Source organism: Blastococcus sp. OS1-29 (assembly GCF_057628075.1).
Map to the genome: position 1 here is coordinate 282,801 of NZ_JBXXJK010000008.1, position 22,813 is coordinate 305,613.

Genomic DNA, 22,813 nt, shown 5'->3' on the forward strand with positions numbered 1-22,813 from the left:
CTGTCGCGGCGCCGCCGTCACAGCGCAGCGGCCAGCTGGTAGGCCTGCCTCGTCGCCCACGCGAGCCGCCGGGGCGCGAAAGCGTCACCGAGCACGTGCGCCTCGATGCCCCGTGCGGTGAGCTCGTCGAAGAGTGCGCTCTCCGGGACCGCGCCGCACGCCAGCACCACGCTGTCCACGCCCTCGACCTGCCGCACCGTGTGCGAGTACACGTTGCGCAGCCGGACCCGGCCCGGCTCGATCGACACGGCCGACTCGTTGCACCGGATGACCACGCCGTGCCGGTCCAGCCGGGCGAGCGCCGAGCCGAGCAGGTAGCGGCTGACCGCAGGGGCGGGCTGCGCGCTGCCGTGCACGAGGGTGACGGCGTGGCCGCGCTCGCCGAGGAAGTCGGCGACGGCGAGCGGCGCGAGGTGGTCGTCCTGCGCGATCACCAGCACCCGGTGGCCGAGCTCGGGCTGCCGGGCCAGCACGTCGACGGCGGTGTGCACGAACGGCAGGTCCTCGCCGGGGATGCCGGGCAACCGCGGCCGGCCGCCGGTGGCGACGACGACGACGTCGGCGCCGTACTCCGCGACTGCGTCGGCGTCGGCGCGCCGGCCCAGCTGCAGCCGCACCCCGGCGCGGACGATCCGCCCCTCCTGCCACCGCAGGTAGCTCGCGTAGTCGCCGTACCGGGGGGCGCGGGTGGCGACGGCCAGCTGTCCGCCCACGGCGTCCGCGGCCTCCCACAGCTGCACGTCGTGGCCGCGCTCGGCGGCGATGCCGGCCGTCTCCAGCCCGGCCGGACCGGCCCCGACGACGAGCACCCGCCGCGGGATGGCCGCCCGCGGGAGCGGCCCGTCGACCTCGCGGCCGGCGGCCGGGTTGACCGCGCAGGTGAAGCCGATGTTCTCGATCAGCCGCCGGCTGATGCAGTCGTTGCCGCCGACGCAGGGGCGGATCTCCTGGGCCCGGCCCTCCCGCGCCTTGGTCAGCAGGTCGCCGTCGGCGATGACCGCGCGGGCCATGCCGACCCAGTCGGCGTGCCCGGCGGCCAGCACCTCCTCGGCGACCGCGGGGGAGGTGACCCGGCCGGTGTAGACGACCGGCACGGACACGGCCGCGCGGACCTTGCCGGCGAGGTCGGACCACTGGGCCGGCTCGTGGTGGTGCGACTGGATGTAGCTCGGGCTGCCCCACGGGCTGCCGATCGCCATGCTCAGCCAGTCCACCAGGCCGGCGTCCTCCAGCCAGCGGGCGATCTCGACGGCACCGTCGATGTCGTAGCCTCCCGGCTCCTCCTCGCGCAGGTTGAGCCGCACGCCGACGGCGAGGCCGGGCCCCACCGCCTCGCGCACCGCGCGCAGTATGCGGGCGGGGAACCGCAGCCGGTTCTCCAGGCTGCCGCCGTACTCGTCGTCGCGGCGGTTGGTGAGCGGGGAGAGGAAGTACTCGAGCATGTCGTCGTGGTTGAGGTGCAGCTCCACGCCGTCGGCACCGGCCGCCTTCACCTGGCCGGCGCCGTGCCGGTACTCCTCGACGAACCAGTCGATCTCGTCGCGGGTCAGCCCGTGTGGAACCAGGTTGATGACCGGCCCGCTGAGCACCGGCGACGCACCGTGCGGCATGCCGCCCTGCAGGATCATCTGCACCGACAGTCGGGTGTCCTGCTCGTGCAGCGTCTCGGCGAGTCGGCCGACCCGGTCGACGAAGTACGGCTGGCGGAAGTGACCGTGGATCTGCGCGCCCACCCCGGTCGGCTCGAAGCCGGCCGGGATCGGGTTGCGCACGTGCGCCGAGACACCGTCCACCCACCCGGCGGAGGCGCGCGCCCGCCAGTAGGCGATGTGCGTGTCGGCCTCGCGCTCGGTGCCCCACAGGGAGGAGACCAGGTGGCCGTGCGGCGTCAGCACCACCCGGTTCTTCACGCGCATCGGGCCGATCCGGCCCGAGGTGAACAGGTTGGGATAGGACGATCCGGTCACGCCGGCACTCCCTCGCGGTCGAAGACGTCTGTGGCGGTCGCGGCCTCGTCGCGCAGCACGTTGCGCTGGATCTTCCTCGAGGGCGTCAGCGGCAGGTTCGGACGGAAGCGCACGTAACGCGGTGTGGCGAAGGCCGGCACCCGGCCGCGGCACCACTCCCAGACGTCCTCGGCGGTGAACTCCCCGTCCGCGACGATCACGGCCATGACCTCGTCCTCGCCGGCCTCGGTGTCGGCCGGGACGCCGATGACTGCGCACTCGGCCACGGCTGGATGGCCCAGGATGGCCTGCTCCACCTCGTAGGAGCTGATGTTCTCGCCTCGTCGCCGCAGCGCATCCTTGATCCGGTCGACGAAGTAGTACCAGCCCTCCGCGTCCCGTCGGACCGCGTCGCCGGAGTGGAACCACATGTTCCGCCAGGACTCGTTCGTCTTCTCCGGCATGTTGAAGTAGCCCAGACTGCAGATCCACGGGTGCCGCGGGCGCACGCAGAATTCGCCTACCTCGCCGACCGGCACCTCGACGTCGGTCTCCGGATCCACGATGGCGACGTCGTACCACTTCGCCGCGTTGAGCCCGGCCGCGCCCGCGGGCCGGTCCTCGCCGTAGGGCGACAGGATCGGGCAGCTGGTCTCGGTCGTGCCGTACACCTCGACGAACGCCTCGATGCCGAACCGCTCCTTGAACTCCGCCAGGATCGAGGAGGCGGTGGGGGCGGCGAAGACGCAGCGCAGCGAGTTGTCCCCGTCGTCGTCGCGGCGGGGCTGCTTCCAGACGAAGTCCATCATCACGCCGAGGAAGTTGGTCACCGTGACGTCGTGCTCGCGGAGCTGGTCGACCCAGCGGCTGGCGCTGAACCGGGTCCGGATGACGACGCGGCCGCCGGCGATCAGCGCGGGGTAGACCGCCATGTACTGGGCGTTGCCGTGGAACAGCGGCGTCACCGACAGCCAGGTGTCGTCCTCCGTGAAGCGCGTCAGGCAGCGGGTGATCTCGGCGAAGAAGTTCATGTGGGCGTTGGGCATCGCCACGCCCTTGGACAGGCCGGTGGTGCCCGACGTGAAGAAGACCGCGGTGAGCTCGCGGGCGTCGGGCTCGGGGCCGGTGAAGCGGTCGGCCGCGCGCAGCTCCGACCACGGGGCGGCCCGCCACCCCGCGCCCCGCAGCGCGGCGAGCGCGGTGGCCAGCCCACCGGTGTCGACGACCCAGAAGGCCTCGAGCTTCGGCAGCTGGTCGCGGAGAGCCACGAACCGGCCGGCCAGCGCGTCGTCGACGATCACCCACTTCGCGTCGACGAGCTGCGCCTGGTGCCGGAGGAACTCCCCCTCGTACGCGGTGTTGATCGGCGCCTCGACCAGCCCGCCGAGCGCGGTGCCGAACCACGAGAGCACGAAGGACGACGAGTTCGCCGCCATGATCACCACGCGGTCGCCGGGTGCCGCGCCGGCGGCCCGGAGCCCTCCGGCCACCCGCTCCGAGACCTCCAGGACCTCGGCGAAGGTGAGCTCGAGGTCCTCCTCCGGCGCGATGAGGAAGGTGCGGTCCGGCCGCTCGGTGGCCTGACGGCGCAGCACGTGGGCGCCGGTCCAGCGCGTCCAGTCGGGGTCCGTGGGTTCGAGGTCCTCGTAGACGCGCGTCACGTGCTCTCCTTCGAGTCGGCTGCTTCCTGAGCCTAGTCAGAATCAATGCTCATGAATAGGATGGTTTCGTCGCGCGACGACGCGGACCACGACGACGGAGGAATCATGGCGCTGAAGTTCGGACTGGCCCTGCGGAACGACTTCCCGCCGCACATCCCCGCCCACACCGGGATCGGTGACCTCCGGGAGCAGGTGCGCGAGGCACGGGACGCCGGCATCCACTCGGTCTGGATGCTCAACCACTACCTGGGCAACATGCCGACCCTGCAGCCGCTGCCCGCGCTGGCTGCGCTCGCCGAGCACGCCGGGGACATGTTCCTGGGCACGAACATGTTCATCCTCCCGCTGCGGCACCCGGTCAGCGCCGCCGAGGACTTCGCGACCCTGGACCAGATCACCGGCGGCCACGCCATCGCGGGCCTCGGCATGGGCTACCGCGGCAACGAGTTCGAGTCCTTCGGCATCCCGATGGACGAACGCGTCGCGCGCTACGAGGAGAGCGTCGAGCTCATGCGCGCGCTGTGGAGCACCGACGAGGTGACCTTCGAGGGCACCCACTTCACCGTCCGCGGCCAGCGGATCGGCATCCCGCCGGTGCAGGCCGGCGGGCCGCCGGTCTGGGTCGGCGCGGGCGTGCACAAGGCCGGCGCCCGCCGCGCCGCCCGGCTGGGTGACGCCTGGATCGTCCCGCCGCACGCGGAGCCGGAGAAGCTGCGCCAGATCCTGGAGTTCTACCGGCAGGAGCGCGAGGCGCTGGGGCGGGGGAGCGCCCAGGAGGTCGTCGTCCGCCGCGAGCTGGTGCTCGACCCCGACCGGGACCGGGCGCGCGCCATCGGCATCGAGGCCCGCGGCCGCAACACCCAGATGTACTCGCAGTTCGAGGCGCCGGACCAGACCGATGCCTACCGGCACCTCAAGGGCGCCGACCAGCTCTCCGATGTCGCCGACAAGTCCTACTTCTTCACCGATCCCGAGGGGGCGATCGAGTCACTGAAGGAGCTCGAGGCCCTCGGCGTCACCTACGTGATCCTGCGGATGCAGTGGTTCGACCTGCCGCAGGAGCGGATGATGCAGACCCTCGAGCTGTTCCGCGACCGGGTCCTGCCCTCGTTCTCCTGAGCAGGAGGGGTCGGCGGAGCAGACGCGCATGACTGCGCCGTCGGTTTCGCCGCTGTCCCCTCTGCGGAACGGCACCTTCCGGGTGCTCTGGCTGGCTCAGCTGGCCGGCATGATCGGCACCTGGATGCAGACCGTCGGCGCCCAGTGGCTGCTGATCGACGAGCCGAACGCGCCGACCCTGGTGTCGCTCGTGCAGACGGCCACACTGCTGCCGATGCTGCTGCTGGCGCTGCCCTCGGGCGTGCTCGCCGACTCGCTGGACCGGCGGCTGCTGCTGGTCGCGGTCCAGTGCTTCGCGGTCGTCGTCGGCGCCGTCCTGACCGTGGCGGCGTGGTTCGGCGACCTGTCGCCGGAGGCGCTCCTGGGCCTGACCTTCCTGCTGGGGTGCGCCCAGGCGATGACGCTGCCCCCGTGGCAGGCACTCGTCCCTGATGTCGTCCCGCGGTCGCAGCTGCGTGCGGCCGCGGCGCTGGCGGCGGTGGCCATGAACCTCGCCCGCGCCGTGGGCCCGGCGGTCGCCGGACTGCTGATCACCCGATTCGACCCCGCGGTCCTCTTCGCCATCCAGACCGCGTCCTTCGTCGCGATGGCGGTGGCCCTCCTCCGCTGGGCCCCCTCGAAGCCGTCGTCCGGGGACACCCCCGAACGCTTCCTCCCCGCTCTGCGCGCGGGCGCCCGCTACGTACGGCACTCGCGGGCGGTCCGGCGCCAGCTCCTCCGCTCGGCAGTCTTCGTCCTGCCGGCGTCCGCGGTGTGGGCGCTGCTACCGCTGGTCGCCGTCCACCAGCTGGGTCTGGGGTCGGGTGGATACGGGCTGCTGCTGGCGTCGCTCGGCCTCGGTGCCATCGGCGGGGCGGCCGTGCTGCCACGGCTCGCGACCCTGGTCTCGCTGACCACGGTCGTGTTCGCGGCCAGCGTCGTGTTCGCGATCGCTCTGGCCGGCGTCGTGGTCGCGGACCGCACGGTGGTCGTCCTCGTGTTGCTGCCGACCGGCGCCGCGTGGCTGGCCGTCGGGTCGACGCTCAGCGCCGGCACCCAGATGCTCCTGCCCGGCTGGGTGCGGGCCCGCGGACTGTCCATCGCGCAGATCGTGTTCCTCGGTGGTCAGGCGCTGGGGGCATCGGTCTGGGGCGTCGTCGCCGACATCGCGGGTGTGTCGGCCGCGCTCCTCGCCGCCGCCGGAGTGATGCTGCTCGGCGCCGGGACCGTCCTGTTCTGGCCGCTGCTCGACGTCTCCGCCTTCGACCCGACAACGACGGTATTCCGGCCCGACCCGCTCCTCGTCCTCGATGCGGTTCCCGAGAAGGGGCCGGTCCTGGTCACGGTCACCTACACCGTGCCGGCGGAGAACAGGGAGTCCTACCTGTCGGTCATGCGTCGGGTCCAGGCGTCCCGCCGCCGCACGGGTGCCAGCCGCTGGTACCTCTACCGGGATGCCGCCGACCCGGAGCGCTACGTGGAGAGCTTCCTGGTGCCCTCGTGGGACGAGCACCTGCGACAGCACCGGGAACGTCAGACCGTGGTCGACCAGGACATCGAATGGGAGGCGCTGCAGCTGAGCGACGGCCCGCCGGTCGTCGCGCACCTGCTGCGCGCCCGATAGTCCGGGGCCATCGGAGCGGGCCCTTGCCAGCGTTGCGGAACTCTGATTATGTTACGGCCGTAATATAAAAACCCGGCGGAACGGATGGGCACATGCAGCTCGGAATCGCCTACCTGGGCAACCCGGCTGACGCCGGCCCCCTGGCTCGGGAGGCCGAGCACGCCGGCGCCGACGCCTTCACCGTCGGCGAGACGGAGTACTCCGCGTTCGGCGGTTGCGTCGCGGCGCTCATGACGACCGAGCGCATCACGGTCGGCACCAACATCAGCATCGCGTTCTCTCGCTCGCCCATGGCCGCGGCGATGGAGGCGGCCAGCCTCATGGCGATGGCCCCCGGCCGCACGTTCTACGGCATCGCCAGCCAGATCAAGCAGGTGATCGAGCGGCGCTTCAGCGCAGATTTCACCGACCCGGTCGGGCGGCTCGAGGAGTACGCCGAGATCATGCGGCGGGCCATCGCCACCAAGCGCGGCGAGCACGTCGAACGCTTCGAGGGCCGCTACTACACCGTCTCCCAGTTCGGCTTCTTCGGGACACCGGAGCCCGAGATCGGCGAACTGTCCCTGCACCTCGGCGCCGTCGGGCCCAAGATGACCGCGTTGGCGGCGCGCGCCTTCGACGGCATGCTCGGTCACGGCGTCGCCACCCCCGGCTACATCACCTCGGCCGTCCGGCCGGTCATCGGCGATCTCTGGCTCACCTCGGCTGCCATGACCTCCATCGACGACGACCTCGAGGTGGCCCGCGAACGCGCCCGGTGGGCGCTGGCCTTCTACGCCTCGACCCCGGCCTACGAGCCGACCCTCGCCCACGAGGGGTACCCCGACCTCCCGGCCCAGCTGCGCCAGGCTCTGCGCGAGAAGACCCGCGAGGACGCCGCCACGCTGGTGAACGACGACGTCCTGGAGCGGTTCATCCTGATCGGCCGTCCCGGCGACGTCGCTGAACGGCTGGGCCGCTACGAGGGCATCGTCGACCGGGTGATGCTCGGCGGCATCGGGGTCGGGGCCACCCGCGACGAGGTGGTCACCAACAACCGCCAGCTCATCGAGGTCGTCAAGCACCACCGCGCACTCGTGGGGGCGGCCCGATGACCTCCACCGAGCAGGAGCCCCGAGTGACCGACCAGGACGAGCCCAGCACCGTCGACGCCCTGCGGGCGCGAATCTCGGACGAGGGACGTCCGGATGCCGTCGAGTGGGCGCACTCCCGGGGCCGGCTGACCGTGCGGGAACGGCTCGCGCTGCTCTGCGACACCGGCAGCTTCCACGAGTACGGCAGCTTCGCCCACCCCGACGAGTTCACGACCCTGGACAGGGCCCCGGCCGACGGACTGGTCACCGGCACGGCGCTCGTCGACGGCCGGCCCGTCGCGATCGCCGCCCACGACTACACCGTGGCCGGCGGCTCGGACGGCAAACTCGGGGTCTGGAAGCTGGCGCGGATCACCGAACTGGCGCTGCGCCGCGGCCTGCCGCTGGTCATGCTGCTCGAGGGCGGGGGCCACCGGATCACCGAGGGCCTGGACAGCCGCACCACCGGCCGCGGCGCCATCGAGGGCTTCGAATACCTGGCCCGGCTGTCGGGCTGGACGCCGGTCGTCTGCGCGATCATGGGCCCCGGCTTCGCCGGGCCGGCCAACTACGCCGCGTTCGCCGACCTGGTGCTCATGGTCGAGGGCCGCTCGGCAATGGGCCTCGCCGGCCCCGCGCTGGTCAAGGCCGCCATCGGCGAGGACCTGGACAAGGAGGCCCTGGGCGGGGCGACGTTCCACGTCGAGAAGACCGGCATGGCCGACATCGCGTGCGCCGACGACGCCGAGGTCATCGCCCACATCCGCAACTTCCTGTCGTTCCTGCCGACGAACGCCACCCAGCCGGTGCCCCGCGGACCGCAGCGCGACGACGCCCTCGTGCGGGTGCAACGGCTGCGTTCGGTCATCCCCGAGAACCGGCGGCGGGCCTACGACGTCAAGAAGGTCGTCGAGCTGATCGTGGACGACGGGGAGTTCTTCGAGCTGCACCCGAAGTTCGCCCGCAACGCCGTCACCGCGCTGGCCCGTATCGACGGCCGGGTCGTCGGGATCGCCGCGAACAACCCGATGCACGGGGCCGGCGCGCTCGACGCGAACGGCTCGGAGAAGCTGGCCCGCTTCGCCACCTTCTGCAGCGCCTTCGACCTGCCCATCGTGGCGCTCTGCGACACCCCCGGTTTCATGGTGGGCACCAAGTCGGAGGAGGCCGGTGTCCTGCGCCGGTCGGCCAAGCTCATCTCCGCGCTCGCGCACTCGCACGTGCCGCTCTACTCGATCGTGCTGCGCAAGGGCTACGGACTGGGCTGGAACGCGATGGGAGGCGGCCGCGCGTTCGGCAGCGACCTGACCCTCGCCTGGCCGTCAGCAGAAATCGTCGCGATGAGCATCGAGGGCGCCGTCGACGTCGCGATGCGCCGCGAGTGGCAGGACGCCGACGACCCGGCGGCCGCCCGGCAGGCGCTCATCGACAAGCACCTCGCCGACGGGAGCGCCGAGCGTGCCGCCGCGGCGTTCAGCTTCGACGAGCTGATCGATCCCGCCGACAGCCGCGCGCGCCTGGCGATGGCGCTGCGCAACCACGTCGGCCCGTCGGTGCTGCAGCTGCCACCGAAGCGTCACGGGATCCCCCCGCTGTGAGCGCGCCCCTGGCGACGCTGATCGCCGACCTCGTCGACGAGCAGGAGCGGCTGCACGCCATGCTGGCCCGGCTCGCCCCCTCGGACTGGGAGCGGCCCACACCCGCGGTCGGCTGGGACGTCCGCGATCAGCTGGCGCACATCTCGCTCGTCGAGCGGCACGCCGTCGCCGCCGCCACGGAACCAGCGGCGTTCGACGCCGTCGTCGCCGAGGCCGCCGCCGACCCCGCGGCCTTCGAGCGCGCCATGTACGAGCGCGGGCACGCCTGCGCCGGCCCCGAGCTGCTCGAGCTCTGGGCTCCGGCCCGCCGCACCGTCGTGGAGACCCTCCGGACGGCGGCGCCGGAGACCCGCATCGCGTGGTGGGGACCCTCCATGGGCGCACGCTCGTTCCTGACCGCCCGGCTGATGGAGACCTGGGCGCACGGCACCGACGTCCGCGACGCGTTCGGCGTGCCGACGCCCCGGTCGCGCGGCCTGCGGCACATCGCCCATCTCGGTGTCAGCACCCGCGGCTGGAGCTCCGTCGTCCGCGGCCAGGAGCCCGACCCGACCCCGGTCGCGGTCGACCTCGCCGGTAGCGACGGCGAGCACTGGTGCTGGGGGCCGGACCAGGCGAGCGACCGGATCACCGGCGACGCCCTCGACTTCTGCCTCGTCGTCACCCAGCGCCGGCACTGGCGCGACACGGCGCTCGACGTCGAGGGGGCGGCAGCCACCCGCTGGATGGATGTCGCCCAGGCGTTCGCCGGACCACCCACGATCACCGCCCCGTCCCGGGGCGTGCCAACCCGAGGAGAGGTACATGTCTGAGCTCCGCGCCGAGATCACCGCCAACGTCTGGAAGGTCCTGGTCGCGCCCGGACAGTCGGTGGCCGCCGACGAGGAGCTGATGATCCTCGAGTCGATGAAGATGGAGATCCCCGTCGTCGCCACCGAAGCCGGCACCGTCGCCGAGGTCCTGGTCGTGGAGGGCGCCCAGGTCGCGGAGAACGACCTGCTGGTCCGTCTCGAGTCCTGAAGCGTCCGGGGAGGATTCCGTGCACGACTACCGCTTCGAGGAACGGGTTCTCCCGTTCGTGCTCGACGACAAGGCCCGGCGGCACGGTGACAAGCTGCTGATCACCGGCGACGCCGAGCTGTCCTACGCGCAGGCCCGCGACCTGGCCTCGCGGCTGGCCGGTGGGCTCGCGGCACGGGGCGTTGCCCCCGGCGGCCGGGTGCTGACCATGCTGCCCAACACGATGCACGCCGTCGTGTCGTTCCTGGGCATCGCGTGGGCCGGCATGGTGGGCGTGCCGGTCAACACCGCGTACCGCGGCGAGATCCTCCGCTACATCCTGACCGACGCCGACGCCTCGCTGCTGATCATCCACAGCGACTTCCTGGAGACCTTCCTGGCGGTGGCGCCCGAGGTCCCGGAGCTGACGACGATCGTGCTCTGCGGTGACGTCCCGGCGCCCGACGGCTTCGCAGTCTCCACTTGGGATGAACTGCTCGACGCCGATCCGGCGCCCCGGGCGGAGCTCCACCCCGGTGACCTGCAGGCGATCATGTACACCAGCGGGACGACCGGCCCGTCCAAGGGCGTGATGGTCCCGTACCACCTGGCCTACCAGTACGCGAACCCCAACGGCACGCACTTCCAGCTCGACGGGGACGTCGTCCTGGTGACCCTGCCGCTGTTCCACATCGGCGGGCAGTGGCAGGGCATCTACGCCGCGATGCTCGCCGACGGGGCCGCCGTCCTGCGCAAGAAGTTCAGCGTCAGCAACTTCTGGGCCGACGTGGACCGGTTCGGCGTAACGTCCACGACCCTTCTCGGGGTCATGGCGGAGTTTCTCTGGAAGCAGCCCGAGCGCCCGGACGACGCCGACCACCCGCTGGCTCGGGTGACCATGGCGCCGGCACTCCGCGACGGCGACGCCTTCGCGAAGCGGTTCGGCTGCCGCGTGGGCACCGGCTGGGGGTTGACCGAGGTGGGCGCGGTGACCCTTCCGCCCGCGCAGGACCAGCCCCCGCAGGAGCCCTCCCTCTGCGGCCGGGTGCGCAGGGAGATGTACGAGATGATCCTGGCCGACGATCAGGACCGCCCGGTGCCGCCGGGAGTCCCGGGGCAGGCGCTCGTGCGGCCGGTCGAGCCCTACGCCGTGATGCTCGGCTACTGGCGCAAGCCGGAGGCCACCGTCGACGCCTGGCGCAACCTCTGGTTCCACACCGGCGACGTGCTCGTGCAGAACCCCGACGGGACGTTCGTCTACCTCGACCGGCTCAAGGACTCGATCCGCCGGCGCGGCGAGAACATCTCCTCCCTCGAGGTGGAGCAAGGGGTGCTCGCCCACCCGGACGTCAGCGAGGTCGCCGCCTTCGGCGTGCAGACCGACCACCTCGAGGACGAGGTCATGGTCGTGGTCTCGCTGCTCCCGAGCCGCAGCCTCACCGAGCGGGAGCTGCACGAGTGGCTGCAGCCGCGCATGCCGGCGTTCATGGTGCCCCGCTACATCGAGATCGTCGGCGAGCTGCCGAAGACTCCCACCTCCAAGATCAAGAAGGACGTCCTCCGCAAGGACGGCGTCCGGACCACCACCTGGGACCACCAGGCAGAGACCTCCGGAGCGACCCGATGACCAGCACCGCCGACACGACCACCGGCACCGGGCCGCCGGCGACCGACACTCCCGACCAGGGCTGGTTGCCTGCGGTTCTGGCGGCGCAGACCGCCGCGCTGGACGAGGCGCGTCCGGAGGCGATGGCCAAGCAGCACGGGCGGGGCAAGCTGTCGGCCCGCGAGCGGATCGACGCGCTCGTCGACCCGGGCTCCTTCGTCGAGTACGGCCGGCTGGCCAGTGCCGACGAGAGCTACGAGCACGTCGTCGGCATCCCCTCGCCGGCCGACGGCGTCGTCGTCGGGATCGGCCACGTCTCGGGTCGTCCGGCGGCGATCATCTCCAGCGACTTCACCGTGATGGGCGGCAGCATCGGGCACGCCGGCCTGTCCAAGATGGTCCGCACGGTCGACATGTCCCTCGAGCAGGGCATCCCGCTGATCATGCTGCTCGACGGCGGCGGGCACCGGATCCAGGAGGGGCTGGACAGCCGGTCGTTCGCCTTCGGCGGGCCCGGCACGTTCCCGGCGCAGGTGAAGATGAGCGGCTGGGTCCCGCAGATCACCGCGATGATGGGCCCGGGTTTCGCCGGCCCCGCCAATTTCTCCTCGCTGGCCGACTTCGTGCCGCTGGTCAAGGGCACGGGCTCCATCGGCATCGCCGGGCCGGCCCTGGTCAAGTTCGCCACCGGCGAGGACAAGAGCGCCGACGAGCTCGGCGGCGCCGCGATGTCGACGAAGACCGGCATGGTCGACACCGCGTACGAGGACGACGAGAGCTGCATCCAGGGGATCAAGGACTGGCTGTCCTACTTCCCGCAGAACTGCCGGGCCGCCGCCCAGGTCGTCGAGACCGCCGATCCGGAGAACCGCCTGGCCGAGGAGCTGCGCACGGTCGTGCCGCTGAACCGACGCCGGGCCTACGACGTCCGGGACGTCATCCGGCCGATCGTGGACGACGGCGACTTCTTCGAGGTCAAGGCGCGGCACGCACCCAACCTGGTCACTGCGCTCGCGCGGATGGGCGGCCGCCCGGTCGGCATCGTCGCCAACCAGCCCAAGGTGCTCGCCGGCGTGCTGGACAGCCCCGCGTGCGACAAGGGCGCCCGGTTCATCTCGATGTGCGACGCGTTCGGACTGCCGGTCATCTCGCTGATCGACATGCCCGGCTTCTTCGTCGGCTCGTCCGCCGAGCAGAGCGGCCTGGTGCGTCACGGCGGCAAACTGCTCAACGCGTTCGGCAACGCCACCGTGCCGGTGATCAGCATCGTGCTGCGCAAGGGCTACGGACTGGGCTACCTGGCGATGGCCGGCGGGCGGTCGTTCTCCGCGACCGCGGCGCTGGCCTGGCCGACGGCGGAGCTGTGCGCCATGCAGATCGAGGGCGCGGTCGACGTCGCCTACCGCAAGGAGTACGAGGCGGCACCGGACCCCGCGGCGCGGCGCTCGGAGATGATCGAGTCCTTCTACACCCAGGTGAACCCGATCCGCGCCGCATCCGGCTTCGGCATCGACGACGTCATCGATCCCGCCGAGACGCGGGCCCGCATCTGCGCCGTCCTGCGGTTCGCCTCGCCCCGTATCGACAAGCGGATGCCGCCGAAGTTCCACGGCATCGAGCCCATCTGAGGGGGACGACGTGATCGAGTCACTGCTGGTCGCCAACCGCGGCGAGATCGCCCGGCGGGTCATCCGGACGGCGAACCGCCTGGGCGTCCGCACGATCGCCGTCCACTCCGAGGCCGACGCGAACCTGCCGTACGTGCGGGAGGCCACCGAGGCCGTGCTCCTCGGGCCGGCCTCCCCAGCCCAGTCCTACCTCGACTCGGAGGCGGTGCTCGCGGCGGCGAAGCGCACCGGGGCGCAGGCCGTCCACCCCGGGTACGGCTTCTTCTCCGAGAACGCCGACTTCGCCGCGGCGGTGCAGGCCGCAGGGCTCGTCTGGGTCGGACCGTCGCCCGACGCGATCGACGCGATGGGCGACAAGATCAACGCCCGCAACCTCATGGCCAAGGCCGGCGTGCCGGTCTCGCCGGGGACCCCGGAGCCGCTCGCGGACGTCGAGGACGCGGTCGCGGCGGCGACGGAGATCGGCTACCCGATCATGGTGAAGGCGTCGGCCGGCGGCGGCGGGATCGGCATGGGCCTGGCCCGCGACGAGGCAGAGCTGCGGGCGGCGTTCTCCACCGCCCGCGCGCGGGCCGAGCGGTTCTTCAGCTCACCGGGCATCCTGCTCGAGCGGTTCGTCGAGCGGGCCCGGCACGTCGAGGTGCAGGTGCTGGGCCTGGCCGACGGACGGGTGGTGGCGTTGGGGGAGCGGGACTGCTCCGTGCAGCGCCGGCACCAGAAGGTGCTCGAGGAGACGCCGTCGCCCGGCGTGGGGGACGATCTGCGGGCGCGGATGCTCGAGGGAGCCGTGCTCGCGGCGTCGTCCGTCGGGTACCGGAATGCGGGCACCGTCGAGTGCCTCGTGGATGTCGACACCCAGGAGTACGTGTTCCTGGAGATGAACACCCGGCTGCAGGTGGAGCACCCGGTCACCGAGCTCGTCACCGGCGTGGACCTGGTCGAGGAGCAGCTGCGGATCGCCTCGGGGCTCGCGCCGGCGGCCGACCTCGACGCCGTGCGGGCCCGTGGACATGCCTTCGAGATGCGGGTGTACGCCGAGGACCCGGTGCGGTTCCTGCCGTCGCCGGGCGCGATCACCGAGTGGACCGAGCCCACCGGCGCGGGGGTCCGGGTCGACTCCGGCTACGAGGCGGGGACGACGGTGACGCCCTTCTACGACCCTTTGATGGCGAAGCTGTGCGTGCACGCCGACGACCGGCCGGCCGCGCTGGAGCGGGCGCGCGAGGCGGTCGCGGGGTTCCGCATCGCCGGCCCGAAGACGAACCTGCCCTTCTTCGAGCGGCTGCTGGCCGACGAGGAGTTCGTCAGCGGCGACTACGACACGGGCATCGTCGGCCGCATGGGTGCCCCGCGTGGCTGACGGTCGTTCGTTGGAGGACCGGGTGCGCGAGCTCGAGGACCGCGTCGCACTGGGCGAGCTCGTGCACGCCTACAACCTGGCCATGGACGACCGGGACTGGGCGGCCCTGGCCGAGCTGTACGCACCGGACGCCCGGCTGGGGCCGCACGCCGGCGTCGACGCGGTCGTCGGGGCGCTTCGCGAGATGCGCGAGGAGCACGGCCGGGCCCGGCACGTCGCGCACGGTCTTGTCGTCGAGTTCACGGGGCCCGACGAGGCCACCGGCACGGTGACCGCCAGCAGTGAGCTGGACATGCACGGCACCACCCACGCCGTCGGGGTCCGCTACCTGGACCGCTACGCGCGCGTGGACGGGCGCTGGCGCTTCGCCCGTCGCAAGGCGCTGTTCTCCTACGTCATCCCGGTCGCGGACCTCGCGGAGTCGATGACGGCGCCCGACCCCGTGCGCTGGCCGGGCCGCGGGCGCACCGCCCCGGACCTGTGAGCGAAGGACTTCGATGACCGAGACCCGTGATGGCTGCCCCGTCGTCCACACCGACTACCGGGGCGACCGGCCCATCTTCGAGCACTACGCGCTATTGGACGCCGAGCGCGAGCAGGCGCCGTTCCTGTGGAACGACTCGACGAAGTACCCGTTCTGGATGGTCACCCGGTACGAGCACGTCACCGAGGCGCTGCGCATGGGCGACGTGTTCAGCAACGAGGTCATCAACGCCCTGCAGCCGTGGATGGCGGTGCAGTTCCTGCCGCAGAACCTCGACGGACCGGAGCACCTGAACCTGCGGCGGGTGCTCAACCGCTGGTTCGCGCCGGCCGCCGTCCGCACGATGGAGCCGTTCGTCCTCGAGCGCTGCCACACCCTCATCGACGAGATCGCCGAGCGGGGCGAGTGCGACGTCGTGGCCGACTTCGGCATCCGCTTCCCGACCGACATCTTCCTGAGGACGGTCGGCCTGCCGTTGGAGGACGGCCCGCAGTTCGTCCGCTGGGTGGAACAGATCTTCGAGAGCTTCTCCGGCGGTCGCGCGGCGATCGAGGCGTCGAAGGCGATCAAGCAGTACTTCAGCGACGCGCTGGACGAGCGCGAGCGCCACCCCGGCGACCCGGAGACCGACTTCCTCACCCGGCTGTCGACCTCGGAGGTCGAGGGTGAGCGGTTCGGCCGGGAGGACATCCTGACCATCTGCATGACCCTCATGACGGCGGGGCTGGACACCACCCGTAGCGCGCTGGGCTACATGTTCCACCACCTGGCCACCCACGACGAGGACCGGCGGGCACTGGTGGCCGACGAGGGGCTGGTGCCCAAGGCGATCGAGGAGTTCGTCCGGCTGTACTCGCTGGTCATCCAGGACGGCCGGCTGGTCAGCCAGGACGTGGACTTCCACGGCGCGCAGATGAAGAAGGGCGACATCGTCTGGCTCGGCATCGCGCAGGCCAACCGCGACCCGCGGAAGTTCCCGGAGCCCCAGAGCTACGACCCCGGTCGGTCGAATCTCAACCAGCACGTCGGCTTCGGGGCCGGACCGCATCGGTGCCTGGGCATGCACCTGGCCCGGCACGAGCTGATCATCGCGCTGACCGAGTGGCACCGGCGGATCCCGGACTACCGGCTGGCGGCCGCCGGTCAGCTGCGGGAGCGGGGCGGCCAGCTGACGCTCAAGACGCTGCCGCTGGCCTGGGACGTCCGGAGCTAGCGGACGCCGCTGCCCTCGGCGACGAGCAGCGGTGCCAGGTGCCGGTCGAGGAAGGCCAGCTGCTTCTTCGCGGGCCACCGTTCCGGGTCGCGCAGCGCGTGGTCGGCGATGCCGTTGACCATCGCGGTGATCTCGTCGGCCAGCAGCTCGACGTCCTGACCCGGCCGGAACCGGCCGGATGCCTGCCCGTCGGCGATCAGAGTGGCGATCCGCCGGCGCCATCGGCGGTAGGACCGCAGCGCGATCTCCCGGAGCTCGGGGTCGGCCCAGGACTCGACCTGGAACGCCTGCGACACGCGGCAGTGCTGGACGCGCTCCTCGTCGAGGGGGAGGGCCCGCTCGAGCAGCCAGCGCAGCTCGTCGGCCTGCTCACCGACCTCGAGCTCCTTGCGGCCCTGCAGGCGGTCCAACGACGTGGTCATCGCCATGACCAGCAGGGCCCGCTTGTCAGGGAAGTAGTGGGTGAGGGCGCCCGTCGTCCAGCCGGCCGCGGCCGCGACGTCCTTGAGGCGCACACCTTCGACCCCCACGGTCGCGATCAGCCGGGCGGCCGCCGCGGCGAGATCGGCACGGCGGTGTTCGGGATCGACGATCTTCGGCACGGCGTGATCCTACGGAGCCGGGTGCGCCGGACCGGGTCTTCCGGGCCCCCCGAGGACCGGAAAGGGGGAGACCACCGACAGCAATCTCTTGTAACTATTGGCACGGTAAGCATTGTCACACGTCACAAAATCATGGTTACATCTCCCCGCTCGGCGGAGGCCGACACCCCGACGGTGAGGGAGAACCAGGCAATGACTGCAGGGAGAACGACCCGGACCGCACGGCGCGCCTTCGGGGCCGCGGCGCTCGTCGGGGTGCTCGCACTGTCCGCGTGCGCCGAAGAGGCGAAGAGCAACGGCGGCGACGCCGCGAGCGGTGACAGCAACGGTGTCGAGTACGGCGCCTCGAAGGAGGACTACGCCAAGGCGCTGGCCGACATGACGCCGGTGACGCTGCACACCCAGACGCCGGGTCCCGAGGGCTCCGCGACGAGCAAGAAGTTCGAGGAGTACTTCCACGCTGTCGAAGACTGGTCGGACGGCAAGATCAAGTTCGACATCGCGTACTCGAATGCCGTCGCCCCACCGACGGAGATCGACAACGCCCTGCAGGACGGTCGCCTCGACGTCGGCCTGGCGCTGCCGATCTACGAGCCGTCGGACTACCCGGCGAGCTCCGCCATCAACGAGATCTCCTTCATCGGCCACCAGACGCCGCTCGTCGGTGTGATGGAGTCGCACGCCTGGATGCTCGATGTCCTGATGCACACGCCTGAGGCGCAGCAGGAGTTCGAGGACAAGGGCGTGCACGTGCTGCTGCCGGCGTTCAACTCCGGCCACAGCCACATGGTGTGCAGCACCGAGCGCACAGGTCTGGACGACTTCAAGGGCGCGCAGATCCTCTCCGGCGGCAGCCGGCAGGGGAAGCAGATCCAGGCGCTGGGCGGGACGCCGGTCTCCATCCCCTACACCGAGGTGTACGAGAGCCTCTCCCGCGGCGTGGCGGCGTGCACGGTCAGCTCGCTGCTCGGCATCGACCTCGGCGGCTACGCCCAGGTGGCCAACAAGGTGACGGTCGACCCCGACACCGGCTTCGCGATCACCACGGGCAACATCGCCGTCAACAAGGCGGTCTGGGAAGGCCTGCCGCTGGAGGCGCGTCAGCTCATGTTCGACCGACTCGACGTCTTCCTGCAGTCGACGGTGTCGGGCACGTGGGAGGCGATCAGCAAGGCGATCGGCGCGATCGACAAGGCCGGCGGTGGCTTCCAGCCCTACGACGCCGACGCGAAGAAGGCCCTGCAGGCGGCGAACAAGGGCTTCCTCGAGGAGATGCGCAAGACCACCGCGGTCAAGGACGGCGACGCCTTCGTCGACCTCGCGCTGAAGGACGCGGACAAGTGGCACAAGATCATCACCGGCGACCTCGGCTACAAGGACCAGGACACCTACCTGGACTTCGCCAAGTGGTACGCCGACGAGAAGGTCGACCTCGAGCCCTTCGCCAAGAAGGTCTTCGAGGACGTCATGCTCGACCACCGGCCGTCCTGATCGCGCAGTAGGTGGTACGCGGGCGGGGGAGGAGAGCGATCTCCTCCTCCGCCCGCCCGTCTTGCGCACCGACTCTCATCTCGAGGAGCGAACGACGTGGCAGGCGCGATGGACCGCAAGCGGGTGCTGGTGACCGGGGCCGGGCAGGGGATGGGGCGGGAGATCGCGGTCGAGGCCGCCCGGCGCGGCGCGGCGGCCGTCGGCATCGCCGATCTCGACGAGCAGCGGGCGAAGGAGGCCCTGGCGCTCGTGGAGGCCGAGGGGGGCCGCGGTGTCGTCCTCCCGGTCGACCTCGCCGACGCCGACCAGATCGAGCGGATGGTTGCGTCGTTCGCCGACTTCGCCGGTGGCATCGACACGCTGGTCAACAACGCCGGCATCACCGACGTGCAGGTGCAGCAGGAGCCGCCGACCTTGAAGCGGCTGAGCATCGAGTCGTGGGACCGCGTGTTCGCGGTCAACGTGCGGGCGATGTTCGTCGCCACGAAGCACGCCGCCCCGCACCTGCGGTCCAGCGACCGCGGACCGTCGGTGGTGAACGCCGCCTCGGTCGCGGGCATGACGGGGTACGGGATGCCGGCGTACACGGCGAGCAAGGGAGCGGTCATCCAGCTCACCCGGTCGCTGGCGATCGACCTCGCGCCCGAGGTGCGGTGCAACGCGTTCTGTCCCGGATCGATCGAGACGCCGATGGCGCTCGGGGTGCTCGCCAAGGCGGCCGACCGCGAGGCGCAGCTGCGCACCATGACCGGCACGCACCTGATTCCGCGCTTCGGGACGACCCACGAGATCGCCGCCGCGGTCTGCTTCCTGGCCTCCGACGACGCCAGCTTCATCACCGGCGCAGCCCTGCCCGTCGACGGCGGGACGACGGCCTGGCGCGGGGTGCGTGCCTGAGCCACCGGCGGGGGAACCGCCGGCCGGCTGGACGGCACAGGCCGGCCTGCTCTTCGGCCTCATGAGCCTCGGCAGCGCCGCGGCCGCCGTGGTGCTGCCGGGCATCATCGACGATCTCGGGGTGCCCGCCGCGGACGCCTCGTGGACGGTCAGCGGCTACCTGCTCATGCTGGCCACCTGTACCGCGGTGTTCGCCGGGCTCGGCGACGCCCACGGCATCCGGCGGCCACTGGCGGTCGGGGTCGGGGTCATGACCGTCGGTGCCCTGGCCGCCGCGATGGCACCGTCCTTCGGGCTGGTCGTGACCGGCCGGCTGGCCCAGGGCGTCGGCGCTGCCGCGGTGCCGCCTCTGGTCCTGGCCCTGTCGGCGAGGCTGGGCAGCGGCGACGTGCCCGGCCGGGCGGTCGGCCGCGTGACGGCGCTCGCGACCGGCATCGCCTGCCTCGGCCCGGTGCTCGGCGGGCAGGCCGAGTCGTTGGTGGGCTGGCGCTGGGTGCTCGTCCCGCCGGCTCTGGCCTGCTTGCTGCTCCTCCCGCTGTGGCGGGTCATCCCCTCGAGCGGCACGGGCGCGCGCATCGACCTGGTCGGCGCGGGACTCGTCGTGCTGACGGCGGGCGGGGTGGTGCTGCTCGCGCAGTCGCCGTCGTCGTCCCTGCCGCTGGAGCGGGCCGGCATCCCGCTGCTGCTCCTCGGCACCCCCGTGCTGGCGTGGTGGGTCCGACGGCGGCCGCGCGGCTTCCTGCCCCGGGAGGTGCTCGGCGACCGGCCGACGATGCTCGCGGCAGTGTCGGCGTCCAGCATCACCGCGGTCTGGTTCGGGCTGATGGTGGCGGTGCCACTGGAGCTCACTGCCCGCGGCTGGGAGCTCTGGCAGGTCGGTGCCGCCCTGCTGCCGGCCGCGATCGCCGGGTTCTTCGGCGCCCGCGCGTCGGCCCCGTTGGTGGCCCGTTCCGGTCCCGGGGGTGCGCTGGGCTTCTCCTGCGCCGGATCGATCCTGGCAGCCGGGCTCGGTGCGGTCGGCGCGTTCGCCACGAGCGGGTGGCCGGGGCCGGTGCTGCTGGTCGCCGCCTCCACCGTGATGGCCTCGACCGCCGGCATCGGGCAGGCCTCGCTGGTCGTCCTCGTGGGCGACCGCACCCGGGCAGAGCTGCGGGGGATCGGCATCGGCGTGGCCCAGCTCGTCTTCCTGCTCGGCGGCGCGGTGGGATCCGCCGTCGCCGGGAGCCTCTTCGACGTCATCGGTCCGGCCTGGACGCTGGCCGCCCTCGTCGTGCTGCCCACCGCCGGCCTGGCCGGCACCCGTCTGATCGCCGCCGGCGCCCGCCGGCCCGTCTTACCGGAGGTCCCGTGTCCGTCACCGTCGCCTGGCTCATGGAACGCCCCGGAACGCTGACCGAGGAGCAGTTCGAACGCTGGTACCTCGACACGCATGCCGCGGTCGCCCGGCGGATGCCGCGGCTGCGCCGGTACGGCGTGGGCCGGCTGATGTCCGAGCCCAACCCGCACGTGGGCGCGACCGCGTTCCGCGTCGCGCAGCTCTACTGGGACTCCGTCGAGGACTGCACCGCGGACTTCAACACGATGGAGGGCTTCGCGACCTTCGGCGACGGAACGGTGCACACGATGGGAGCGGCCTACGTGACCGCGATGGCCCTCACCCGCGACGAGTCGCTCCCGGTGCACACGCCCGCGGTCTTCGACGTGGTCGCCGGGGCGTTCCGCACCGGCCCCACGATCGTGAAGGCGATCGCCTACGGCCGGTCGCGCGACGGCGACGACGCGCTCATCGAGAAGTACCGGGCGGCGTTCGGGGACCTGGGCGACGACCCGTCGGTGCGCACCCACGTCGTCGGCACGGGGGAGCGCGGTCGCATCCGGCCGGGCAACCTGGTCGTGCCGGGGCCGGACGACGTGGTGCTCGACTGGTCGGTGGAGCTGTGGTTCGACGACGAGCCCGCCGCCGAGGCGTTCCTGGCCTCGGAACGGTTCCGCGAGGCGCGGGCGCTGCTGGAGGAGGGATCGACCGACTTCTTCCTGGGCGTCCTGCTCTCCCAGGAGCTGTTCTTCTCGATCCCGGCGCGGCCGCATCCGGCCACCTGAGTCACTGGGCCGAGCGGCCGCCGTCCACGGGGTAGATGCCGCCGGTGATCCAGCCCGCCTCGTCGCTGGCCAGGAAGACGGCCAGCGAGGCGACGTCGTCGACGGTGCCCAGGCGGCGCAGCGGGAAGCGCTGGGCCGCCGCGGCGTTGGCCTCCTCGACGTCGAGCTCGCTCCCGCCGGCGTCGCGCGAGGTCTGCACCAGCGGCGTGTAGACGGTGCCGGGGCACAGCGCGTTGACGCGGATGCCCTGGGGCCCGTACTCGACGGCCATCTGTCGCGTCATCGCGATGACCCCGCCCTTGGCCGCGGTGTACGGGAAGATGCCCGGGACGCCGATCAGCCCACCCATGCTGGCCTGGTTGAGGATCACGCCCGACCCGCGCTCGAGCATGTGCGGCAGGGCGTACCGAGAGGTCAGCCAGACGCCGGTGAGGTTGACCGCGATCACCCGGTGCCAGGCGGCGACGTCGAGGTCGGCCGCTGAGCCGGTGCCCGAGATGCCGGCGTTGGCGAAGACCACGTCCAGCTGCCCGAACACCTCGAGAGCGGCGTTCGTCATCGCCTCGCAGTACGCCGGGGACGTGACGTCGGCGGCGATCCCGTATGCCTTTCCGCCGGCTGCCTCGACCTCCGCGGCGACGGCCTGAGCCGCCTGGCCGTCGAGGTCGACGACGGCGACCGCCGCACCCTCCGCGGCGAACCGAAGGGCCGAGGCGCGGCCGAGACCCGACCCGGCCCCGGTGATCAGGGCGACCTTGCCGGCCAGCCGGCCGGTCACCGAACACCCCGGGTGGCACCGGCCAGCAGCAGGTCGACCAGGTCTGTGGCATAGCGGTCGCGGGTCTGCTCCGCGCGGGCCCGCAGGTGTGCTGGGGTGGCGACGGGCCGGTTCATGGCCGCGCCGCAGAGCGCGTCGAGGAGCAGGCCGGCGGACGTGCCGGGCGGGAGCTGGCCGCGGTCGACGGCGCGACGCACGATCGCCCGGGCCGTGGCCACCTGCGACCGGCGGACCGACTCCCAGCGTTCGGTGAGCGCCGGGACGGACGCGGATTCCAGGGTCATCCGGCGGGCGGCGGGACCGTTGCGTCCGCCGTAGAGGTCCAGCAGCAGCGTGGCCAGGGCGACCAGGTCGGCGCGGACGTCGCCGGTGTCGATCGCGGCGATCGGCCGGAACGCCTCGGCGACGGCCTCGGTGAGCAGGTCCTCCTTGCTGTCCCAGCGGAGGTAGACCGAGGCCTTGCCGACGCAGGCGGCGCGGGCCACCGCGTCGATGCTGAAGCCGGCCCACCCGGCCCGGCCGAAGAGCTCGACGGCCGCGTCCTGCACCCTGCGGTCGACGCCAGGGTCGCGCGGGCGGCCGGGCCGTTCCGGTGCGGTGATCACCGTGCGGTCCTCCTTGACTTCCTGGACAGGTGGCGTTCAGTATCAATTAC

The 22,813-nt window shown here is 72.0% G+C and carries 20 protein-coding genes; 15 read left to right on the forward strand and 5 right to left on the reverse strand.

The genetic code is table 11. The features are described 5' to 3' along the window. Positions 1–17 precede the first annotated feature (17 nt). Positions 18–1,967, reverse strand: coding sequence for an oxidoreductase (locus tag AC2H4J_RS20785; RefSeq protein ID WP_487466815.1), 1,950 nt, complete (start codon positions 1,965–1,967; stop codon positions 18–20). After that, the gene (locus tag AC2H4J_RS20790) at positions 1,964–3,607 is read right to left on the reverse strand and encodes an AMP-binding protein (RefSeq protein WP_487466816.1); all 1,644 of its coding nucleotides are present in this window, start codon (positions 3,605–3,607) and stop codon (positions 1,964–1,966) included. The genes AC2H4J_RS20785 and AC2H4J_RS20790 overlap by 4 nt, the downstream gene beginning before the upstream one ends. Positions 3,608–3,712: 105 nt before the next feature. On the opposite strand from AC2H4J_RS20790, the gene AC2H4J_RS20795 reads away from it, so the two are divergent. From AC2H4J_RS20795 to AC2H4J_RS20845, 11 genes are all read left to right on the forward strand, one after another. After that, the gene (locus tag AC2H4J_RS20795; protein WP_487466817.1) at positions 3,713–4,726 is read left to right on the forward strand and encodes an LLM class flavin-dependent oxidoreductase; all 1,014 of its coding nucleotides are present in this window, start codon (positions 3,713–3,715) and stop codon (positions 4,724–4,726) included. Between the two features lie 28 nt (positions 4,727–4,754). Next, entirely contained in the window at positions 4,755–6,329 is a 1,575-nt protein-coding gene (locus tag AC2H4J_RS20800; protein ID WP_487466818.1) for an MFS transporter, read from the forward strand. A gap of 92 nt (positions 6,330–6,421) precedes the next feature. Then, positions 6,422–7,423, forward strand: a complete 1,002-nt coding sequence (locus AC2H4J_RS20805) for an LLM class flavin-dependent oxidoreductase (RefSeq protein WP_487466819.1) — start codon at positions 6,422–6,424, stop codon at positions 7,421–7,423. Positions 7,424–7,446: 23 nt separating this feature from the next. Continuing rightward, complete coding sequence (locus AC2H4J_RS20810; protein ID WP_487466820.1) at positions 7,447–9,000, forward strand: acyl-CoA carboxylase subunit beta; 1,554 nt, start codon at positions 7,447–7,449, stop codon at positions 8,998–9,000. Further along, positions 8,997–9,812: a TIGR03084 family metal-binding protein gene (locus AC2H4J_RS20815; RefSeq protein WP_487466821.1), complete on the forward strand. Its 816-nt coding sequence runs from the start codon at positions 8,997–8,999 to the stop codon at positions 9,810–9,812. The genes AC2H4J_RS20810 and AC2H4J_RS20815 overlap by 4 nt, the downstream gene beginning before the upstream one ends. Continuing rightward, entirely contained in the window at positions 9,805–10,020 is a 216-nt protein-coding gene (locus AC2H4J_RS20820; RefSeq protein ID WP_487466822.1) for a biotin/lipoyl-binding carrier protein, read from the forward strand. Before AC2H4J_RS20815 ends, AC2H4J_RS20820 begins: the two co-directional genes overlap by 8 nt. 19 nt (positions 10,021–10,039) lie before the next feature. After that, a complete protein-coding gene (locus AC2H4J_RS20825; protein WP_487466823.1) occupies positions 10,040–11,626 on the forward strand; it encodes an AMP-binding protein in 1,587 nt (528 codons plus the stop codon). Further along, entirely contained in the window at positions 11,623–13,233 is a 1,611-nt protein-coding gene (locus tag AC2H4J_RS20830) for an acyl-CoA carboxylase subunit beta (protein WP_487466824.1), read from the forward strand. The genes AC2H4J_RS20825 and AC2H4J_RS20830 overlap by 4 nt, the downstream gene beginning before the upstream one ends. Positions 13,234–13,243: 10 nt before the next feature. After that, positions 13,244–14,593: an acetyl-CoA carboxylase biotin carboxylase subunit gene (locus tag AC2H4J_RS20835; RefSeq protein WP_487466825.1), complete on the forward strand. Its 1,350-nt coding sequence runs from the start codon at positions 13,244–13,246 to the stop codon at positions 14,591–14,593. Continuing rightward, entirely contained in the window at positions 14,586–15,077 is a 492-nt protein-coding gene (locus AC2H4J_RS20840) for a nuclear transport factor 2 family protein (RefSeq protein WP_487466826.1), read from the forward strand. The genes AC2H4J_RS20835 and AC2H4J_RS20840 overlap by 8 nt, the downstream gene beginning before the upstream one ends. A 13-nt stretch (positions 15,078–15,090) precedes the next feature. Next, the gene (locus AC2H4J_RS20845) at positions 15,091–16,290 is read left to right on the forward strand and encodes a cytochrome P450 (protein WP_487466827.1); all 1,200 of its coding nucleotides are present in this window, start codon (positions 15,091–15,093) and stop codon (positions 16,288–16,290) included. On the opposite strand, the gene AC2H4J_RS20850 is transcribed toward AC2H4J_RS20845, so the two are convergent. Further along, positions 16,287–16,892, reverse strand: a complete 606-nt coding sequence (locus AC2H4J_RS20850; protein WP_487466828.1) for a TetR family transcriptional regulator C-terminal domain-containing protein — start codon at positions 16,890–16,892, stop codon at positions 16,287–16,289. The two genes, AC2H4J_RS20845 and AC2H4J_RS20850, sit on opposite strands and share 4 nt — an antisense overlap. A gap of 192 nt (positions 16,893–17,084) precedes the next feature. Here AC2H4J_RS20850 and dctP point away from each other — a divergent pair, with 192 nt between their 5' ends. The 4 genes from dctP to AC2H4J_RS20870 all read left to right on the forward strand — a co-directional run bounded on the left by dctP (position 17,085) and on the right by AC2H4J_RS20870 (position 21,380). Continuing rightward, positions 17,085–18,383: a TRAP transporter substrate-binding protein DctP gene (gene dctP / locus AC2H4J_RS20855; protein WP_487466829.1), complete on the forward strand. Its 1,299-nt coding sequence runs from the start codon at positions 17,085–17,087 to the stop codon at positions 18,381–18,383. A 96-nt stretch (positions 18,384–18,479) separates the two neighbouring features. Beyond that, positions 18,480–19,280, forward strand: a complete 801-nt coding sequence (locus AC2H4J_RS20860; RefSeq protein ID WP_487466830.1) for an SDR family NAD(P)-dependent oxidoreductase — start codon at positions 18,480–18,482, stop codon at positions 19,278–19,280. After that, the gene (locus tag AC2H4J_RS20865) at positions 19,273–20,673 is read left to right on the forward strand and encodes an MFS transporter (protein ID WP_487466831.1); all 1,401 of its coding nucleotides are present in this window, start codon (positions 19,273–19,275) and stop codon (positions 20,671–20,673) included. The genes AC2H4J_RS20860 and AC2H4J_RS20865 overlap by 8 nt, the downstream gene beginning before the upstream one ends. Next, positions 20,628–21,380: an EthD family reductase gene (locus AC2H4J_RS20870; protein WP_487466832.1), complete on the forward strand. Its 753-nt coding sequence runs from the start codon at positions 20,628–20,630 to the stop codon at positions 21,378–21,380. Before AC2H4J_RS20865 ends, AC2H4J_RS20870 begins: the two co-directional genes overlap by 46 nt. 1 nt (position 21,381) lies before the next feature. Here the strand turns inward: AC2H4J_RS20870 and AC2H4J_RS20875 are convergent, their stop codons facing one another. Both AC2H4J_RS20875 and AC2H4J_RS20880 read right to left on the reverse strand, forming a co-directional pair. Then, on the reverse strand, positions 21,382–22,158 hold the full coding sequence (locus AC2H4J_RS20875) for an SDR family NAD(P)-dependent oxidoreductase (RefSeq protein WP_487466833.1): 777 nt from the start codon (positions 22,156–22,158) through the stop codon (positions 21,382–21,384). After that, positions 22,155–22,763 carry a TetR/AcrR family transcriptional regulator gene (locus tag AC2H4J_RS20880; protein WP_487466834.1) on the reverse strand — a complete coding sequence of 203 codons (609 nt, stop codon included), beginning with the start codon at positions 22,761–22,763 and terminating at the stop codon, positions 22,155–22,157. The genes AC2H4J_RS20875 and AC2H4J_RS20880 overlap by 4 nt, the downstream gene beginning before the upstream one ends. Positions 22,764–22,813: the final 50 nt, after the last annotated feature.

What these genes read in the sequence shown, in the direction of transcription:
- AC2H4J_RS20795 (WP_487466817.1), top strand. Translation starts at nt 3,713, where the DNA reads ATGGCGCTGAAGTTCGGACTGGCCCTGCGGAACGACTTCCCGCCGCAC.
- AC2H4J_RS20800 (WP_487466818.1), top strand. Translation starts at nt 4,755, where the DNA reads ATGACTGCGCCGTCGGTTTCGCCGCTGTCCCCTCTGCGGAACGGCACC.
- AC2H4J_RS20805 (WP_487466819.1), top strand. Translation starts at nt 6,422, where the DNA reads ATGCAGCTCGGAATCGCCTACCTGGGCAACCCGGCTGACGCCGGCCCC.
- AC2H4J_RS20820 (WP_487466822.1), top strand. Translation starts at nt 9,805, where the DNA reads ATGTCTGAGCTCCGCGCCGAGATCACCGCCAACGTCTGGAAGGTCCTG.
- AC2H4J_RS20830 (WP_487466824.1), top strand. Translation starts at nt 11,623, where the DNA reads ATGACCAGCACCGCCGACACGACCACCGGCACCGGGCCGCCGGCGACC.
- AC2H4J_RS20845 (WP_487466827.1), top strand. Translation starts at nt 15,091, where the DNA reads ATGACCGAGACCCGTGATGGCTGCCCCGTCGTCCACACCGACTACCGG.
- dctP (WP_487466829.1), top strand. Translation starts at nt 17,085, where the DNA reads ATGACTGCAGGGAGAACGACCCGGACCGCACGGCGCGCCTTCGGGGCC.